General features: G+C 72.8%; 13 protein-coding genes. 6 read left to right on the top strand and 7 right to left on the bottom strand.

From position 1 onward, the window contains the following. Positions 1-273: 273 nt before the first annotated feature. From Aru02nite_RS34170 to Aru02nite_RS34160, 3 genes are all read left to right on the top strand, one after another. A complete protein-coding gene (locus Aru02nite_RS34170; RefSeq protein WP_203664537.1) occupies positions 274-1,953 on the top strand; it encodes a C40 family peptidase in 1,680 nt (559 codons plus the stop codon). Positions 1,954-2,278: 325 nt separating this feature from the next. Next, on the top strand, positions 2,279-6,358 hold the full coding sequence (locus tag Aru02nite_RS34165; RefSeq protein WP_203664535.1) for a hypothetical protein: 4,080 nt from the start codon (positions 2,279-2,281) through the stop codon (positions 6,356-6,358). A 67-nt stretch (positions 6,359-6,425) separates the two neighbouring features. Next, positions 6,426-7,052, top strand: a complete 627-nt coding sequence (locus Aru02nite_RS34160; RefSeq protein WP_203664533.1) for a putative glycolipid-binding domain-containing protein — start codon at positions 6,426-6,428, stop codon at positions 7,050-7,052. 3 nt (positions 7,053-7,055) lie between these two features. Here the strand turns inward: Aru02nite_RS34160 and cds1 are convergent, their stop codons facing one another. From cds1 to Aru02nite_RS34140, 4 genes are all read right to left on the bottom strand, one after another. Continuing rightward, a complete protein-coding gene (gene cds1 / locus Aru02nite_RS34155; protein WP_203664531.1) occupies positions 7,056-8,153 on the bottom strand; it encodes an L-cysteine desulfhydrase Cds1 in 1,098 nt (365 codons plus the stop codon). Between the two features lie 153 nt (positions 8,154-8,306). Continuing rightward, the gene (locus Aru02nite_RS34150) at positions 8,307-8,861 is read right to left on the bottom strand and encodes a Clp protease N-terminal domain-containing protein (RefSeq protein WP_239077133.1); all 555 of its coding nucleotides are present in this window, start codon (positions 8,859-8,861) and stop codon (positions 8,307-8,309) included. A 2-nt stretch (positions 8,862-8,863) separates the two neighbouring features. Beyond that, a complete protein-coding gene (locus Aru02nite_RS34145; RefSeq protein ID WP_203664527.1) occupies positions 8,864-9,085 on the bottom strand; it encodes a helix-turn-helix domain-containing protein in 222 nt (73 codons plus the stop codon). 78 nt (positions 9,086-9,163) lie between these two features. Next, a complete protein-coding gene (locus tag Aru02nite_RS34140) occupies positions 9,164-9,667 on the bottom strand; it encodes an Lrp/AsnC family transcriptional regulator (RefSeq protein ID WP_239077132.1) in 504 nt (167 codons plus the stop codon). Between the two features lie 134 nt (positions 9,668-9,801). Between Aru02nite_RS34140 and hppD the strand changes: the two genes are divergently transcribed. From hppD to hisC, 3 genes are all read left to right on the top strand, one after another. Beyond that, positions 9,802-11,001, top strand: coding sequence for a 4-hydroxyphenylpyruvate dioxygenase (gene hppD, locus Aru02nite_RS34135; protein ID WP_203664523.1), 1,200 nt, complete (start codon positions 9,802-9,804; stop codon positions 10,999-11,001). A 267-nt stretch (positions 11,002-11,268) separates the two neighbouring features. Beyond that, positions 11,269-12,096, top strand: a complete 828-nt coding sequence (locus tag Aru02nite_RS34130) for an RDD family protein (RefSeq protein WP_203664563.1) — start codon at positions 11,269-11,271, stop codon at positions 12,094-12,096. Beyond that, the gene (gene hisC, locus Aru02nite_RS34125) at positions 12,089-13,162 is read left to right on the top strand and encodes a histidinol-phosphate transaminase (protein WP_203664521.1); all 1,074 of its coding nucleotides are present in this window, start codon (positions 12,089-12,091) and stop codon (positions 13,160-13,162) included. The genes Aru02nite_RS34130 and hisC overlap by 8 nt, the downstream gene beginning before the upstream one ends. Before the next feature lie 90 nt (positions 13,163-13,252). Here the strand turns inward: hisC and Aru02nite_RS34120 are convergent, their stop codons facing one another. The 3 genes from Aru02nite_RS34120 to Aru02nite_RS34110 all read right to left on the bottom strand — a co-directional run bounded on the left by Aru02nite_RS34120 (position 13,253) and on the right by Aru02nite_RS34110 (position 16,218). Continuing rightward, positions 13,253-13,990 (bottom strand): guanyl-specific ribonuclease, encoded by a 738-nt coding sequence (locus Aru02nite_RS34120; RefSeq protein WP_203664520.1) that lies wholly within the window; start codon positions 13,988-13,990, stop codon positions 13,253-13,255. A 103-nt stretch (positions 13,991-14,093) separates the two neighbouring features. Continuing rightward, the gene (fahA, locus tag Aru02nite_RS34115; RefSeq protein ID WP_203664519.1) at positions 14,094-15,323 is read right to left on the bottom strand and encodes a fumarylacetoacetase; all 1,230 of its coding nucleotides are present in this window, start codon (positions 15,321-15,323) and stop codon (positions 14,094-14,096) included. 1 nt (position 15,324) lies between these two features. Beyond that, complete coding sequence (locus Aru02nite_RS34110; RefSeq protein WP_239077125.1) at positions 15,325-16,218, bottom strand: hypothetical protein; 894 nt, start codon at positions 16,216-16,218, stop codon at positions 15,325-15,327. Between the last annotated feature and the right edge of the window lie 165 nt (positions 16,219-16,383).

The following is a 16,383-nucleotide window of genomic DNA, read 5'->3' as shown; positions in this document are numbered from 1 at the left end:
GACTCCTCTCGGCCGTACGCCGGACCGTCCATACTGACCGGGTCCGACCGGCCAAGACTACGGCCGCGGGCGATCGGCTGGCACGCCGCCCTTGCCAGGCAAACCCTGCGGAAGGCACCATTCCCAGGGTTTTGTGACCTGACCACCGGTAGAACGGTGGGCGGACGTCGTCGTACGGTGGTGATCGTCTCAACAGGAGAGCAACCACGCCCCGGCGGCCAACGTGAGCGGGACGGTGACATGCACGGACAGGCTCTGCGTACCAGTCGGAGAATGCGGCGCCGGCCATGGTTGGCCTCGGTCGGGCTGGCCGCCACCATCCTGTTCGCCGGTCTCGGCAGCACCACCGCCGCGTACGCGGACCCCGTGACACCGGCCGCCGGCACCACCCCGGGCGCGGGCGTACCGGCGGCGCCGCCGGACACCGGCTCCGTGCCGCGGCCGGGCGGCAGCGTGACCCCACCGTCCACCGGCGGCACACCGACCACCGGCGCGCCCGCCACCGGCGCCTCGGTCGGCGGCCCGATCGGCGACCAGATCGGCGCGCAGACCGCGCAGGTGCAGCGCCTCGCCGAGGACAAGAAGCAGGCCAAGCAGCAGCTCGACAGCGACAGGCAGAACGTCGCGGCCGCGAAGCGCAACCTCGACCTGGCCAACCGGCTGCTCGGCGAGTTCGGCGACCGGACCGGCAAGGACGCCAGCAAGGCGTACAAGAGCGCGGCGAAGATCCCGGACCACCTCGACCCGGCCGCCAAGGAGTACCGGGCGCTGGCGAAGCTCGCGCCGTGGCTCGCCGAGCCGGGCACCGTCGACGGCCGGCAGAACGGCGCGTCGTACCAGGACGCCAAGGAGCTGGCGGCCGCCGCCGAGTCGGCGTACAAGCGGGCGTTGCAGCAGCAGTCCGACGACCGGAAGCGCTACTCGACGCTCGGCCGGCAGCTCGACCGGGCCATCTCCGACCTCGACACGCTGCGCGCCAGGAACGCCACCGCCCTCCAGCAGGACGAGCGGCAGCAGCGCCAGTGGCTCCAGCAGTACGACGGGCAGATCGGCTCCGACGTCGCGGGCTGGCGCGCCAACCCGAAGGCCGTCGCCGCGGTCAGGTTCGCGCTCAGTCAGCTCGGCAAGCCGTACGTGTGGGCCGCCGAGGGACCGGACTCGTACGACTGCTCCGGCCTCGTGCTCGCCTCGTACCAGTCGGTCGGGGTGGGGCTGCCGCGGATCGCCGACCAGCAGTACCGGGCGACGGCGGGGCGGCCGGTCGCGCTGTCCCAGCTCCTCCCCGGCGACCTGATCTTCTACGGCGACACCCCCGGCCAGAGCACCTCCATCTACCACGTCGCCATGTACATCGGGCAGGGCAAGATCGTGCAGGCCCCGACCTTCGGCGTACCGGTGCAGGTGGTGTCGCTGTCGCTCGGCGGCTTCTACGGCGCCACCCGCGTCCTCCCCGCCGTGCGTACGAGCAAGCCCAAGCCGCACCCCAGCCCGTCGCCGAGCCCGTCCGGCTCGAAGACCGCCAAGCCCGGCCCGTCCGGCTCCACCGCGCCGAAGCCAAGCCCGTCCCACTCGACATCGCCGACGCCGAAACCGTCGGGCTCAGGCTCGGGCAACAACGGCGGCACGCCGGCCCCGTCGGCCAGCGCGTCCGCACCGGCCTCGCAGACGTCCGCGTCGGCGTCGGCTAGCGCGTCGCCGTCGACGTCGACCACCTCGGCCTCGGCGCCGGCCTCGTCATCCACCAGCACCACGGCGAGCCCGTCGAGTACGACCTCGGCGTCCGCGCCGGCCACCGACTCGACCTCGCCGGCCGGCTCCACCCGCGCACCGGCACCCGCCCCCGGCGGTACCTGCGCGTCGCCCTCACCGTCGGCCTCGGTGACACCGTCGCCGCTGCCCACGCCGACCCCGTCCGCGTCGCCGAGCCCGTCGCCGACGCCGAGCTGTCACTGAGGTCACGCGTCCCACTCCACGGAAAACGGACACCGGCGACGGATCGGATGAGCCGACCGCGTCGGGTACCGGTGTGCGCGGATCGCCGCCACGGCTCGTGGCGGAGCCGTACCAGCCGGGAGTACCCGGGGGTGAATTGCGGGGAGCATCCCAGCACGTGGGCAAACTGGGTGGTCCCTCTCCACCTGGCCGGGCGTTCGCCTCGTAGGCTCACGGGGCCTGGTCGATGGCGCGGCCGGGGCGGCGTTCGGCCCGCTGCCGGTGATCGCAGCGGTATGGCACGGTGTGGGTTGAGCGGTCGGTGGACATGCCACAGGAGGGCTTGATGGAGGACCGGACGTGTTCGACGTGTGGCGAGCGCGTGCCGCCGACCGTGGGCATCTGCCCCCGGTGCGGCACCCCCGTCGCCGACCCGCCGGCTGCCGGCTCGTACCAGGCCCCGGGGGACCACGGCGGCCGCGCGCCGTCCTGGCCGATGGGCCAGCAGCCCGACCAGGGGAACGCCTGGGGCGGTGAGCAGCAGTCCGGCGTCTGGGGTCAGCCCGCGTCCGGCCAGGGCCAGTGGGCCGACAGCCCGCAGCAGCAGCCCGGTCAGTGGGGTGCGCCCGCACAGCAGCAGCCCGGTCAGTGGGGCGGCGGTGACCAGGGCGCGCCGCAGGGCGACCGCTGGGCGCCGCAGGGCCAGCCCGACCAGTGGGGCCAGCAGCCCGCCGGCCAACCCGACCATCGCGGTCAGCAGCCGGACCAGTGGGGCCAGCCGGACCCGCGCGGTCAGCAGCAGCCCGCTCAGCCCGAGCAGTGGGGCCAGCAGCCCGACCAGTGGGGGCAGCAGCCGGCCGGCCAGCCCGATCCGCGCGGCCACCAGCAGCAGGACCAGTGGGGTCAGCCGGAGCAGCGCGCGCCGCAGCCCGGCGGCCAGCAGGACCAGTGGGGCCAGCAGCAGCCCGACCAGTGGGGCCGACAGGCCGCGCCGGACCAGCAGCCCGCCGGTGACTGGGGCGGCCAGCCGGCCAACCCCGCTCCGCAGCAGCCCGACGCCGGTGGCGACCCGTGGGGTCAGCCGCCCGCCGAGCCCGCGCCGGCGCGTACCGACACGTGGGGTCAGGCGCCCGTCGACGGTGCCGCCGACCAGGCGCCGACCGACCAGCCGCCGGAGCCCCCGCCGGGTTGGGGCGGCGAACCGCGCAGCGCGGCCGAGGAGGCCGCGGCGCTGCCCGAGCCGTACCAGCCGCCACCGCCGCCCGTCGACGGGCCGATCTGGGACGGCGCCGGCGCACCCGCCTCGGCACCGCCGGCCGCCCCGCCGGAGCCCGCGCCCGCCGCGCCGGAACCCGCCAACGACATCGGCGGGTACGACTCCGACGACCTGCCGCCCGACCCGTGGGCGACTCCCGCCGGCCAGCAGCCACAGGCCGACCAGCCCGCCGGCCAGTGGCCCGCGTCGCCGACCGACGACGAGCCCGCACCCGCGGCCTGGGCGGCGCAGTCCGACCAGCCCGCCGAGCCGGCGCCCGCCGACGTACCGGCGGAGCAGCGCGGCGACTGGTTCCGTGACGAGCCCGCCGCCGGCGGCTTCGGCGTACCCGACCAACAGCCGGTCGACCGGTACGCACCGCCGCAGGCCGAACAGCCCGCCGCGTTCGGCGTCCCCGACCAACAGCCCGTGGACCGGTACGCGCCCCCGCAGGCGGAGCAGCCTGCCGCGTTCGGCGTACCCGACCAACAGCCCGTCGACCGCTACGCGCCACAGCAGAACGAGCAGCCGGCCGCGTTCGGCGTCCCCGACCAACAGCCCGTCGACCGGTACGCACCGCCGCAGGCCGAACAACCCGCCGCATTCGGCGTACCCGACCAGCAGCCCGTGGACCGGTACGCGCCACCGCAGGCGGAGCAGCCGGCCGCGTTCGGCGTCCCCGACCAACAGCCTGTGGACCGACACGCGCCACAGCAGAACGAGCAGCCGGCTGCGTTCGGCGTGCCGGACCAACAGCCCGTCGACCGCTACGCGCCACAGCAGAACGAGCAGCCGGCTGCGTTCGGCGTGCCGGACCAGCAGCCCGTCGACCGCTACGCGCCGCCGCAGGCGGAGCAGCCCGCGGCACAGCCCGAGCAGGGCGACGCCGGGCAGCGTGGCGACTCGCCGTGGGCAGCGTTCGCCAACGCGTGGGACGAGCCGGGCGGCGAGCGGCAGGCCGACCCGCGACAGCCCGACCCGCAGCAGTCCGCGCCGCAGCCGGCCGCCGAGCACGTGTACGGGCGGCCCGTCGAGCAGCCCGCCGCCGACCGGCCCAGCGAGGATGCGCCGCCCGCGGCGTGGCCCCCGCCCGCCGCGGCCTGGCCGGGCGACGAGGTACCGGCGATGGCCGCCCGCGGTGTCGCCACCGTGCCGGCCGCGAACCAGCTCAGCCAGGACGAGATGGCCGCGTTCATGGCAGCGGGCGGCCCGGCGCCGCAGTCCGCGCCGTCGCCGCAGTCCGCTCCCCCGGCCCAGCAGTACGGCCAGCCACAGTCCGCGCCGCCGGCACAGGAGTACGGGCAGCCACAGTCCGCGCCGCCGGCACAGCAGTACGGGGCACCGCAGTCGGCACCGCCGGCGCAGCAGTACGGGACGCCGCAGGAGTACGGCTCGCCTCACTCGGCGCCGCCGGCGCAGCAGTACGGGGCACCGCAGTCCGCTCCGCCGGCGCAGCAGTACGGGACGCCGCAGTCGGCACCGCCGGCGCAGCAGTACGGGACGCCGCAGGAGTACGGCTCGCCTCAGTCGGCGCCGCCGGCGCAGGAGTACGGGCAGCCGGAGCAGCGGGGCGGGCAGCAGGACGGCGCGTGGTCGGCTGAGCAGGGCCGGCCGTCCGACTGGTGGTCCGCGGGGCAGCAGCAGCCCGGGGGCGAGGTGCCGGGTGACCGGCCGCCGGCGTACCAGGAGCAGCCGGGGTTCCAGCAGCAGCCGGGGTTCCAGCAGCCTCGGCAGCCGGGCGACCAGCAGTACCCGGGTCATCAGGAGCCGGGGCGGCAGTACCAGGAGCAGGTTCCGTCGCGGCAGCCCGACTGGGCGGCGCCGGGCCAGCCGCCGGCCGACCAGGGTTGGGCGCCGCAGGAGCAGCAGCCCGGCTACCAGGATCCGGGTACGGAGCTGCCGCGGCGTAACACGTACGGTGCGCCCGACCCGGGGTACCCGCAGGACCGGCCGCGGTCGGCCCCGCCGGTGGCACCCCCGGCGTACCCGGTGGAGCAGCCGCGGACGCAGGAGCCGGAGCCCGGTTCGTGGTGGCAGGGCGGCACGGCCGGTGGTTCCGGGCGGGTCGAGTCCGGCCGCCCGGACGGCGGTGAGGGGGGCGGCACCGGGGGTGGCGGTCCGGGGGCACGCCCGGACTGGCCACAGGACAACCGGGCGGCCGAGCCGCCCGCCGGGTACCAGGAGTACCCACGGGATTCCGACCGGGCGGACGCGCGGCAGCCGGCAGAGAACCGGCCCGACCGCGACGGGGCGTACCACCCGGAACGGCACCATGACACGGGCCAGCGGCCCGACGACATCGCGGGCCAACGGCCCGAGCAGTACGGGCGGCACGAGGGCTCCGCGGGGGCCCCGTCCGCCAGCTCCGGTCCGGCGGACCAGCACGCCGTGCTGACGCCGGAGCGGCGGTTCACCGAGCAACTTTCCGACGACCGCGGCCCGGCATACGGCACGAGCGCGCCGCAGGGCGTCTACGGCAGCCCGGCCGCGCACGGCGGCGTTCCGGCGGCGCACGAGGCGGCCGACGACCGCGGCCCCGACGCGTACGGGGCGCTCGGCGGCGGCGCGTCCGGCGGGTACGACCACCGGCACACGGATCCCCGGCACCAGCAGCCACAGCAGCAGGACCCCGGACGCAACGACACCGGGTACCAGGACCCCGGGCACCACAACGCCGGGTACCAGGACCCCGGGCACCACAACGCCCAGCACCACGACACCCAGCGCCAGGACACCCAGCACCAGGACGCCCGGTACCAGCAGCCGCAGCAGTACCAGGAGCAGCGGCAGGAGCAGCGGTTCGCGACCGATCCGCCGCCGCGCCCGTGGACGGACAAGGACCGCGCCAACACCCTGCGACCGGACGGGTCGGCGACGTCAGTGCAGCCGGTGGTACCGCAGGCGCCGCCTGGGCAGCAGCCACCGCCGGTGCACCAGCCCGCGGCACAACCGCAGACGCCGCCGGGCCAGACCCCGGCGTACGCGGAGTTGAATCCGCTGGAGACGACGGGCTCGCTGACCGGGCACATCCTCGGCCCGCGGAACGCGCCGCCGGACGTCGCCGGCGACGAGCGCCAGGAGTCGAAGAACCGGCTGACGCTGATGATCCTGGGTGTGGGCGCGTTCGTGCTGATCCTGATCGGGGTCGGGCTCTGGGTGTTCCTGGCCTGACGTCCGGTTCGGCCCATCTGCCGCCCACTCCGTGACAGGCTGTCTGCTACAGACGCGAGGAGGCGGCATGAGTCTGCTGGAGCGGTCCGTCGTGTGGCGGCGGCTGGACGTGGACGGGACCGAGCAGGTCCTCTTCGACGACGGTGCCGGGCTGCGCGCCCGGGGTACCGCGATCTGCGCCGACCCGGTGCCGTACACCTGCCGGTACCAGGTGCTGACGGACGAGCACTGGGCGACGCGGATGTTCGAGGTGGAGGCGGAGGGCGGCGGCTGGCGCCGGCAGGTACGGCTGGAGCGGGCGGCGGGCCGCTGGCGCGTCACCACGAACGAGCGGGGCCGGCTCGACCGGGTCCTCGCCCGCGCGGGGCGGCCGGGCGCCGCCCTGCCCGGTACCGACCTGCCGGAGGAACTGACCGACGCGGTCGACGTCGACCTGTTCAACTCGCCGCTGACCAACACGTTGCCGTTGCGCCGGTTGGGTCTGCTGGGCAGCGAGCCGGACGGCGCCGAGCACCGGATCACCGCCGCCTGGGTACTCCTGCCCGAGTTGACGGTGATCCCCAGCGAGCAGGCGTACACGGTGCTCGGGCCGGAGTCGGTGCGGTACTCGTCGGGCCGGTTCCAGGCGGACCTGACGGTCGACCGGGACGGCTTCGTCCGGCACTATCCGGGGCTGGCCGACCGGGTGGGGTGAGCGTCAGCGGGGTTCGCGCCAGTCGCCGGTGGCGAGGAACCGCTCCACGGTCGCCAGGTACGGCGCCGGGTCGAGGCCCTGCCCCGCCAGCCAGCCGTCGTCGTAGTACGTGTGGCCGTAGCGGTCGCCGGAGTCGCACAGCAACGTGACCACGCTGCCGGTACGTCCCGCCGCGCGCAGCTCCGCGATCAGCGCGAACGCACCCCACAGGTTGGTACCGGTGGATCCGCCGATGCGGCGGCCGAGCAGGGTCGCGCCGGCGCGCATGGCGGCGATCGACGCCGCGTCCGGTACCCGCATCATCCGGTCGACCACGCCGGGCAGGAACGACGGTTCGACGCGCGGCCGGCCGATGCCCTCGATCCGCGATCCGCACCGTACGGCGTGGTCCGGGTCGTCCTGCGCCCAGCCGTCGTAGAACGCCGAGTTCTCCACGTCCACCACCGCGAGCCTCGTCGCGTACTGCCGGTAGCGCAGGAAACGGCCGATCGTGGCCGACGTGCCGCCGGTGCCGGCGCCGACGACGATCCACGCCGGCACCGGATGCCGTTCCAGCGCGAGCTGCTCGAAGATCGACTCGGCGATGTTGTTGTTGCCGCGCCAGTCCGTCGCCCGCTCCGCGTACGTGAACTGGTCCATGAAGTGGCCGCCGAGCTTCGTCGCCAGCGCGCGGGCCTCGTCGTACACGGTGGCGGCGTCCTCGACGAGGTGGCACCGGCCACCCGCGAACTCGATCAGCTCGATCTTCTGCGGGCTGGTGCCCGCCGGGATCACCGCCACGAACGGCAACCCCAGCATGCGCGCGAAGTACGCCTCGCTGACGGCGGTGGAGCCGGACGACGCCTCGACGATCGTCGTACCCTCGTGGATCCAGCCGTTGCACAGCCCGTACAGGAACAGCGAACGCGCCAAGCGGTGCTTCAGCGACCCCGTCGGGTGCACCGACTCGTCCTTCAGGTACAGGTCGATGCCCCAGTCGAACGGGAGCGGGAAAGCCAGCAGGTGCGTGTCGGCGCTGCGGTTCGCGTCCGCCGCCACCTTGCGTACGGCCTCGGCCACCCAGGCCCGGTCGGCGTCGTCGCCGCGGTCCAGTTGTTCCACGCGCGCACCGTACCGCGCCGGCGCCGGAGGCTGCCCCGGAGTGCCGCCGCCGGCCCGGCGCGGACCGTACCGGGTGGGCGCGGGGGGCCGGCACCCACCACCGGCCGTACCGCAGGAGCGGCGCGACCGTCGGCCCGGTCGACGCCGCCACCGTCAGGCCGCCTGACCGGCGTCCAGCTCCCGCTCGACCGCCGCCCGCACCTCGGTCAGGTCGACGCCGAGCGCGCGCAGGGCGGACGTCGCGTCGTTCGGCTGCGCCCGGACGATGCCGAGCAGCACGTGGGCGTCGCAGATCTCCCGGTCACCCCGGCGGATCGTCTCGCGCAGGGTCAGTTCGAGAGACTTCTTCGCCATCGCGTCGAACGGGATGTGCCCGGCCTGCCACCTGCGCGGCCGGTCCAGCGCGCCCGGACCGAACGCGTCCTCCGCCGCCCGGCGTACCTCGTCGAGGTCGATGCCGACCGTGGCGAGGGCGTCCGCGTCGAGATCGTCGTACGGCTCCGCGCCGAGCCGTGCCACGTACCGCTGGACGGCCGCCGGGTCGACGCCGAGACCGAGCAGCGCCCGCATCCCCGGCCCGGGCTCCTCCGCGGCCAGGATCCCGACGAGGACGTGACCCGTACCGATGTGGTCGTGCCGCATCGTCCTGGCCTCCTCCTGGGCGATCACGATCGCCCGGCGGGCCTCCTTGGTGAACCGCTCGAACATCGTCACCGATCCCTCCGACTCCTGGCGTGTTTCTTGTGCACCGCCTGGCGACTCACGCCGAGCAGCACCGCGATGGCCTCCCACGACCAGCCGGCCTCGCGCGCGCTCGCCACCTGCAGTGACTCCAGCCGCTCGGCCAGCTCCCGCAGTGCCCGCACGGCCCTCAACCCGACCGCCGGGTCCTTGCTCCCCGCCGCCTGTGCCAGCTGCACTCCGGTATCCATGCCGTCAACCTACGTTGACACCGCCGCCGTTGTCAACCCCGGTTGACAACGGCGGCGACGGTGCGGGGCGAGCCGGCGTCAGGGGCCCGGCCTGGTGGCGGTGGCGGCTTCGGCGACGAGCGGCAGCACCCGGTACGGGATCTGCTCGGCGAGGGCCAGCGTGGTGGAGCAGCGGAGCACCCCGTCGTACCCGACGATCTGGTCGATGACGCGTTGCAGGTCGGCGTTCGAACGGGACACGACGCGGCACATCAGGTCGCCGCTGCCGGTGATCGTGTGCGCTTCGAGTACCTCGGGGATCGAGGCGAGGTGGTCGGCGACGGCGCGGTGCCCGCGTTCCTGCCGGATCTCCAGCACGAGGAACGCGGTGACCTGGTAGCCGAGGGCCGCGGGGTCGATGTCCGGCCCGAACCGGCGGATCACGCCGCGCGCGGACAGCCGGTCGAGACGGGCCTGGACGGTGCCGCGGGCGACGCCGAGCCGGCGCGAACACTCCAGTACGCCGATGCGGGGTTCGTCGGTCAGCAGCCGGATGAGTCGGACATCCAGACTGTCCAGCGGTCGCCCCTGTTCGCTGTACACACTGCCCACTGATTCACCGCCGGTTACCGGGTTTCGAGGCATCCTGACCAGCATTCACCCGCACTATTGCCCAATGGTCGACCGTTCGCAATGCTGCGGGCATCCGAACTCGGAAAGTACGTGGGAGGCACGCCATGACCACCGCCATGGACCGCCCGGCCGACAAGATCGACGAAGGCACCCTGATCGGGGCCGTCGACCACGACATCTCGCACGACCCGTTCCCCGTCAAGGGCCTCGACCACGTGCGGTTCTTCGTGGGCAACGCCAAGCAGGCCGCCCACTACTACTCGTCCGCGTTCGGCATGACCGTCGTCGCGTACCGCGGGCCCGAGCAGGGCCAACGCGACCTCGCCGAGTACGTGCTGACGTCCGGGTCGGCGCGGTTCGTGGTCACCGGCGAGGTGCACGCCGGTACCGCCGTCGGCGCCAGCTGGACGAAGCACGGCGACGGGATCGTCGACCTCGCCCTCGACGTACCGGACGTGGACCGGAACTACGCGCACGCGCTCGCCCAGGGCGCCGAAGGCATCGAGGAACCGCACGACCTGACCGACGAGCACGGCACCGTCCGCGTCGCCGCGATCGCCACGTACGGCGACACCCGGCACACGCTCATCGACCGCTCCCGGTACGACGGGCCGTTCCTGCCCGGGTTCGTCGCCCGCGAACCCATGGTCGACCGGCAGCGCCTCATCGACGCCGGCCTCCAGCCCAAGCGCTTCTTCCAGGCCATCGACCACGTCGTCGGCAACGTCGAACTCGGCCGCATGGACCACTGGGTCGCCTTCTACCAGCGCGTCATGGGCTTCACCAACATGCAGGAATTCATCGGCGACGACATCGCCACCGAGTACTCGGCGCTCATGAGCAAGGTCGTCGCCTCCGGTACCCGGAAGGTGAAGTTCCCGCTCAACGAGCCCGCGGTGAGCAAGCGCAAGTCGCAGATCGACGAGTACCTGGAGTTCTACGGCGGGCCCGGCGCCCAGCACATCGCCATCGCCACCGGCGACATCATCGCCAGCTACGACGCCATGCGCGCCGCCGGCGTCGAGTTCCTCCGCACCCCCGACTCGTACTACTCCGACCCCGAACTGCGCGCCCGCATCGGCACCGTCCGCGTACCCATCGACGAGCTCCAGCGCCGCGGCATCCTCGTCGACCGCGACGAAGACGGGTACCTGCTGCAGATCTTCACCGCGCCGCTCCAGGACCGGCCCACCGTGTTCTTCGAACTCATCGAACGACACGGATCCATGGGCTTCGGCAAGGGCAACTTCAAGGCCCTCTTCGAAGCCATCGAACGGGAACAGGAACGCCGCGGCAACCTCTGACCGGGGTGTACGGGGGCGCGCGCCGGTGCGGGACGTGGACTGCGGTCCGTGCCCGCGCCGGCGTACGCACCGGGTGTGGTGGGGTCGTGACCGGGCCGCTTATCGGTATGACCGATTATTGTTCACTTGTCCAACAGTTGAACAGTTGAACAATGGGACAATCGATAGGCAGCAAGATCAACAGGGCGGCCCGCGCGACCCCGTGACCGGTACCCGTAACCTTGCTCTGACAGCTTTCGCCGGCACCGTGGTCGTCGAGGAAGGTGCATGAGCAAGTCGATAGCGCCGGGCTGGTACAAGGACCCGGCCGCGCCCGAGACCCAGCGGTACTGGGACGGCGAGCAGTGGCTCGGCGCTCCCCTGCCGGCAGATGCCACCCCTCCGGAGACTCCGCCGCGCCCGGCGCCGCCTCCTCCGCCGCCCACCCCGAGTCCCGCGGCCGGTCCGGACGGGGCGCCGGCGGGAATGTGGGGCACGACGGTGGCGGACAGTCAGCCGGAGTTGCTCCGGCCGGGCACGGTGTTGCCGCGCCCGGTGCTCACCATGCCGGACGGTTTCACGGGCGCGTCGTTGGAACGCCGGCTGGGTGCCCGCGTGATCGACTTCCTGGTCGTCGCGGCGCTGTCGGTGGTGGCGAACAGCTGGTTGGGCTACAGGTACCTGGAGATCTTCCTGCCGTACCTGCGGGAGGCGATGGCCAATCCGGAGCAGCAGCCGCCGGTCGATTCGCGGCTGAGTTCGATGTTCTACGTGATGGTCCTGATCTCGCTGGTCCTCTGGTTCGCGTACGAGGTGGTGCCGATCGGGCGGACGGGGCAGACGTTCGGTAAGCGGTTGCTGCGCATCAAGGTGGTCCGGATGGACGGCGCGGCGGTCGACTTCGGTTCGTCGTTCCGGCGCTGGGCGATCATGGCCGTGCCGAACCTGTTCTTTCCTTGCTGCGCGCCGATCCAGGCCGTGGACGCGTTGTGGTGCACGTGGGACAAGCCGCTGGCGCAGTGCATCCACGACAAGTCGGCGCGCACCGTGGTGGTGTCGGCGAAGCCGGCCGACCTGCCGCAGGTCTCCGACGCGAAGGAGCGTGCCGATGGCTAAGCTGACCCGCCCCGATCTCGACTCCCTCCCGTCGTACGTGCCGGGGCGCTCACCGGCGGACCTGGCCCGCGAGCTGGGCATCTCGGAGGCGGTGAAGCTCGCGTCCAACGAGGTGCCGTACGGTCCGCTGCCCGGTGTCCTGGACGCCGTCGCTGCCGCGGCCGCCGAGTCGCACCGGTACCCGGACATGGGTGTGCTCGCGCTGCGGGAGGCCCTCTCCGCGCGGTACGAGGTGGCCATGGACCGGATCGTGACGGGCTGCGGTTCGGTCGCGCTGTTGGAGTTGCTGGCGAAGGCGGCGACCCGGCCGGGCGACGAGATCGTCTACTCGTGGCGTTCGTTCGAGGCGTACCCGATCGTGGCGGCGGGCGCGGGGGTCCGTTCGGTGCAGGTGCCGAACACGCCGGGGCACGGGCACGACCTGGCCGCGATGGCCGCGGCGATCACCGACGCGACGCGCATCGTGATCGTCTGCAACCCCAACAATCCCACCGGTACGTCGGTGCGCCGGGCGGAGCTGACGCGCTTCCTCGACGCGGTACCGGACGACGTGCTGGTGGTGCTGGACGAGGCGTACCGGGAGTTCGTCACGGACGCCGAGGTACCGGACGGGCTGGTCGAGTACGCGGACCGGCCGAACGTGGTGGTGCTCCGGACGATGTCGAAGGCGTGGGGCCTGGCCGGGCTGCGCTGCGGGTGGCTGGTGGCCGCGCCGGCGGTCGCGGACGCGGTGCGCAAGGTGCTGACCCCGTTCTCGACGAACATGCTGGCGCAGGCGGCGGCGATCGCGGCGCTGCGGGCGGAGCCGGAGATGCGCCGCCGGGTGGATCTGATCGTCGCCGACCGCGAGACCCTGGTGCCGCGGGTACGTGAGCTGGTGCCGGGAGTACCGGAGACGCAGTCGAACTTCTACTGGCTGCCGATCGCCGACCCGGTCGGGTTCGGCAAGGCGTGCGAGAGCCGCGGCGTGATCGTACGGCCGTTCCCGGAGGGCGTCCGCGTCACCATCGGTACTCCGGCGGAGAACGCGGCGTTCCTCGCCGCCGCGGAGGCCGCGCTCGGCTGACCGACGACGCGACGGAGGGCGGTCACCCGGTGCGGTGACCGCCCTCCCGCGTACAGTCCACTGTGGACAGTCCAGTGTGGACGCCCGGCGTCAGGAGACCTGGCAGAACGAGCCGTAGTTGTCCGGCGTGTAGTAGTACTCGCTGCCCGAGCCGTGGACGAGCCGCCGGTTCCCGGCCGTACTGTCGCCCGGGGTGGGCACCACGTACAGGTGGTAGTAGTCGGCGGACTGGGCGGGGAGCACGCCCTCGCGGTTCTGGTAGACGGTCCCGTCCTGCGAGTACGGGAACGGGCCGCCGGCCTCGACCAGGTCGATCGTGTCCTGCACCTGCGACGGCGCGTCGGTGCACTGCTGGACGCCGCCGCCACCGCCGCCACCCGAGGCGTCGGTGATCTCGCAGAACGTCGAGTAGTGGTCGCCGGTGTAGTAGTAGTGCGGCGGCGAGGTGATGGGCGTCCCGCCGGTCACGATGCGTCGGGTGCCGCGGTTCGGCGACCCCGGCGTGATCACCGTGTACTCGTGGTAGTAGCCGGCCGACTCCGCGGGCAGTACGCCCTCACGGTTGTCGAACACGACCCCGTCGTTGTCCGGGTACGGGAACGGTCCGTTGGAGTGGATCAGGTTGACCGTGTCGGTCGCCTGCGCGGGCAGGCTGGACAGCGTGCAGTCCGAGATGTCGGCCGGTGCGGCCGCGCGGGCCACGACCGGTGCGGCGTGCACGGGGGCGGGGTGCGCCTGCGCCACGCCGGCGCCGACGGCGAAGACCCCGGCGAGGGCGGCGACACTCGTCGCGAGCACCCGGCGGAGCGTCAGGGCATGTGTAGTCATGTCCGGATCGTACGAATAACCCGGACAGATTCATACCCATCTATGGGCAAATGCTATGTGACCGCAGAGTGACGACCCGGGCCCGGACCGTCGACATTCGGCGTCAGGTGGCGGGCAGGATCCGGCCGGTGACCTCGCCGAAACCGATCGTCGTACCGTCGGCGCCCGGTGCGGTCGCGGTGATCGTCACCGTGTCCCCGTCCACCAGGAACGTGCGGGTCGACCCGTCGTCCAGCGTCACCGGGTCACGCCCGCCCCAGGTCAGCTCCAGGAAGCAGCCGCTGTTCGGGCGCGGGCCGGACACCGTGCCCGACGCGTACAGGTCGCCGGTGCGCAGGGTCGCGCCGTTGACGGTGAGGTGGGCGAGCTGCTGCGCCGCCGTCCAGTACATGTCGGCGAACGGGGGCCGGCTCACCGTCGTCCCGTTCCATTGCACCGCAAGGGAAAGCGCGTACGCGTCGCCGGCGGGGCGCAGGTAGCCCGCCGGTACGGGATCCTGCGCGGGCACCGGGGTCCGCGCCGCCGCCAGCGCCTCCAGCGGTACCACCCAGGCGGACACGCTGGTGGCGAACGACTTGCCGAGGAACGGCCCCAGCGGCACGTACTCGAACGCCTGGATGTCGCGCGCCGACCAGTCGTTCACCAGTACGGCGCCGAAGACGTGGTCCGCGAAGTCCACTGTGGGCACACGCTGGCCGAGCCGGGTCGGCGTGCCGACGACGAACCCGACCTCGGCCTCGATGTCCAGCCGCAGGCTCGACCCGTACACCGGATCGCCGCCGACGAGCCGCTGCCCGCACGGCCGCACCACGTCGGTGCCGGACACCACGATCGTCCCCGCCCGCCCGTGGTACCCGACGGGCAGCCGCTTCCAGTTCGGCAGCAGGGGCGCCTGCTCCGGCCGGAAGATCCGGCCCACGTTGCTGGCATGCTCCTCGAAACAGTAGAAGTCGACGTAGTCCGCCACCTCCACCGGCAGATGCGTACGCACCTCGGCACGCGGCACGAGCGCCGGCCGCAACGCCCCCTCGTACGAGGGATCGGTGAGCAGCTCGGTCAACCGCGACCGGACAGCTGTCCACAGTGGACGGCCGAGGGCCAGGAAACCGTTGAGGCTGGGCGCATCGAACACGTCCCGGTGCACCACACCCAGTTCCGGATCGCGCAGCGCGTCGTCCAACAGGCCGGTACCGGCCGCCGCCGCCAACGACAACACGTGGTCGCCGATCGCCACCGCCACGTGCGGCCGACCACCGCCACGACTCACGATGCCGTACGGCACATTGGTGACCGGGAACGGTGAACCGTCCGGCACCTCGATCCAGGTCTGCACGTCAGGACTCCCGGGACGCCGGCAGATGGGACAGGTACGAGCGGTCGAGCAGGCCCAGCCCGACCAGATCCGTCAACGGCTCCGCCACACTGCACGAGCCGTACGACGCGAACCGGGCGCGGACCTCACCCGCCGCCGTCTCGTCGGCGAGCAACGGGCGCACCGCGGCGACCAGCGGAGCGGCATCCCCGGCACCCACCGCCGCGACGATCCCCCTCGCGTCGTCCGACCAGCCGCGACACACCGCAGCGAGCGCGTTCAGATACCCGTGGTACGCGAAGCCGGTGGACGGATCGGTGTGCCGGACCGCGTTGTGCAGCCCCGCCGTCAGCTTGAACCGCACCTCCGCGACCAGACACGCCGCCACGAAGTCCGCCAGCTCCGCAACACTCGGGAACGCGTCCGCCGCCAGCCCACCCGTACGCAGCTTCGCACCCACCGGATGCCGCGTCGGCAGCTTTCCCAACGCGCCCACCGCATCCAGCCATCCCGGTACGCGCGGGACCTCCAGGTACACGTCGAGGTCGTCGACGTCCAGGGTGTCCAGTCGGTGCGCGGTGTCGGCCACGTCCGCCGGAGTGGGGAGGGGGCACTCGACCTGGCGCAGTTCCACGCGGGGATCGGCATGTACGACCGGCGCCGTCGCCAGGACCGCGTCCACCGGACCGATCAGGCCGACGTCCAGCGGGTCGTCCACGTCGCCCAACTCGGCGGCCAACTCCGGCCAACGGGAGGCAGGCAGCAGCAGAGGACCGACGAACGCGGAGTACGGCGTGGTGCGGTGGTGGCGGTGCTCCGCGACGGCCACCGGCATCGGCGCGTCACCCGGCGGGAACAGCGCCGCGTCATCGACCAGCCCGCGGAAGAGTACGGGAATCGCCGGCTCGGTTGACATGGCGCCGACCTTAGTCGACGCTACGTGTATAGGACAACTGCGTCCGATTATCGGACCAGCACTATCGATTGTCCAACTGTCTCATTGTTCAACAGTTGAACTGTTGAACAATTGGACAATGAGACAATTGAACAATGTGAAGTTGAACCAAACATCCGGGAGACC

The organism is Actinocatenispora rupis (assembly GCF_016861975.1).
GTDB lineage: Bacteria > Actinomycetota > Actinomycetes > Mycobacteriales > Micromonosporaceae > Actinocatenispora > Actinocatenispora rupis.
The sequence above is the reverse complement of the archived record's forward strand: the minus strand, read 5'-3'. Positions and strand labels throughout refer to the sequence as shown.

What these genes read in the sequence shown, in the direction of transcription:
- Aru02nite_RS34170 (WP_203664537.1), top strand. Translation starts at nt 274, where the DNA reads ATGCGGCGCCGGCCATGGTTGGCCTCGGTCGGGCTGGCCGCCACCATC.
- Aru02nite_RS34165 (WP_203664535.1), top strand. Translation starts at nt 2,279, where the DNA reads ATGGAGGACCGGACGTGTTCGACGTGTGGCGAGCGCGTGCCGCCGACC.
- Aru02nite_RS34160 (WP_203664533.1), top strand. Translation starts at nt 6,426, where the DNA reads ATGAGTCTGCTGGAGCGGTCCGTCGTGTGGCGGCGGCTGGACGTGGAC.
- Aru02nite_RS34150 (WP_239077133.1), bottom strand. Translation starts at nt 8,861, where the DNA reads ATGTTCGAGCGGTTCACCAAGGAGGCCCGCCGGGCGATCGTGATCGCC.
- Aru02nite_RS34145 (WP_203664527.1), bottom strand. Translation starts at nt 9,085, where the DNA reads ATGGATACCGGAGTGCAGCTGGCACAGGCGGCGGGGAGCAAGGACCCG.
- hppD (WP_203664523.1), top strand. Translation starts at nt 9,802, where the DNA reads ATGACCACCGCCATGGACCGCCCGGCCGACAAGATCGACGAAGGCACC.
- Aru02nite_RS34130 (WP_203664563.1), top strand. Translation starts at nt 11,269, where the DNA reads ATGAGCAAGTCGATAGCGCCGGGCTGGTACAAGGACCCGGCCGCGCCC.
- hisC (WP_203664521.1), top strand. Translation starts at nt 12,089, where the DNA reads ATGGCTAAGCTGACCCGCCCCGATCTCGACTCCCTCCCGTCGTACGTG.
- Aru02nite_RS34120 (WP_203664520.1), bottom strand. Translation starts at nt 13,990, where the DNA reads ATGACTACACATGCCCTGACGCTCCGCCGGGTGCTCGCGACGAGTGTC.
- Aru02nite_RS34110 (WP_239077125.1), bottom strand. Translation starts at nt 16,218, where the DNA reads ATGTCAACCGAGCCGGCGATTCCCGTACTCTTCCGCGGGCTGGTCGAT.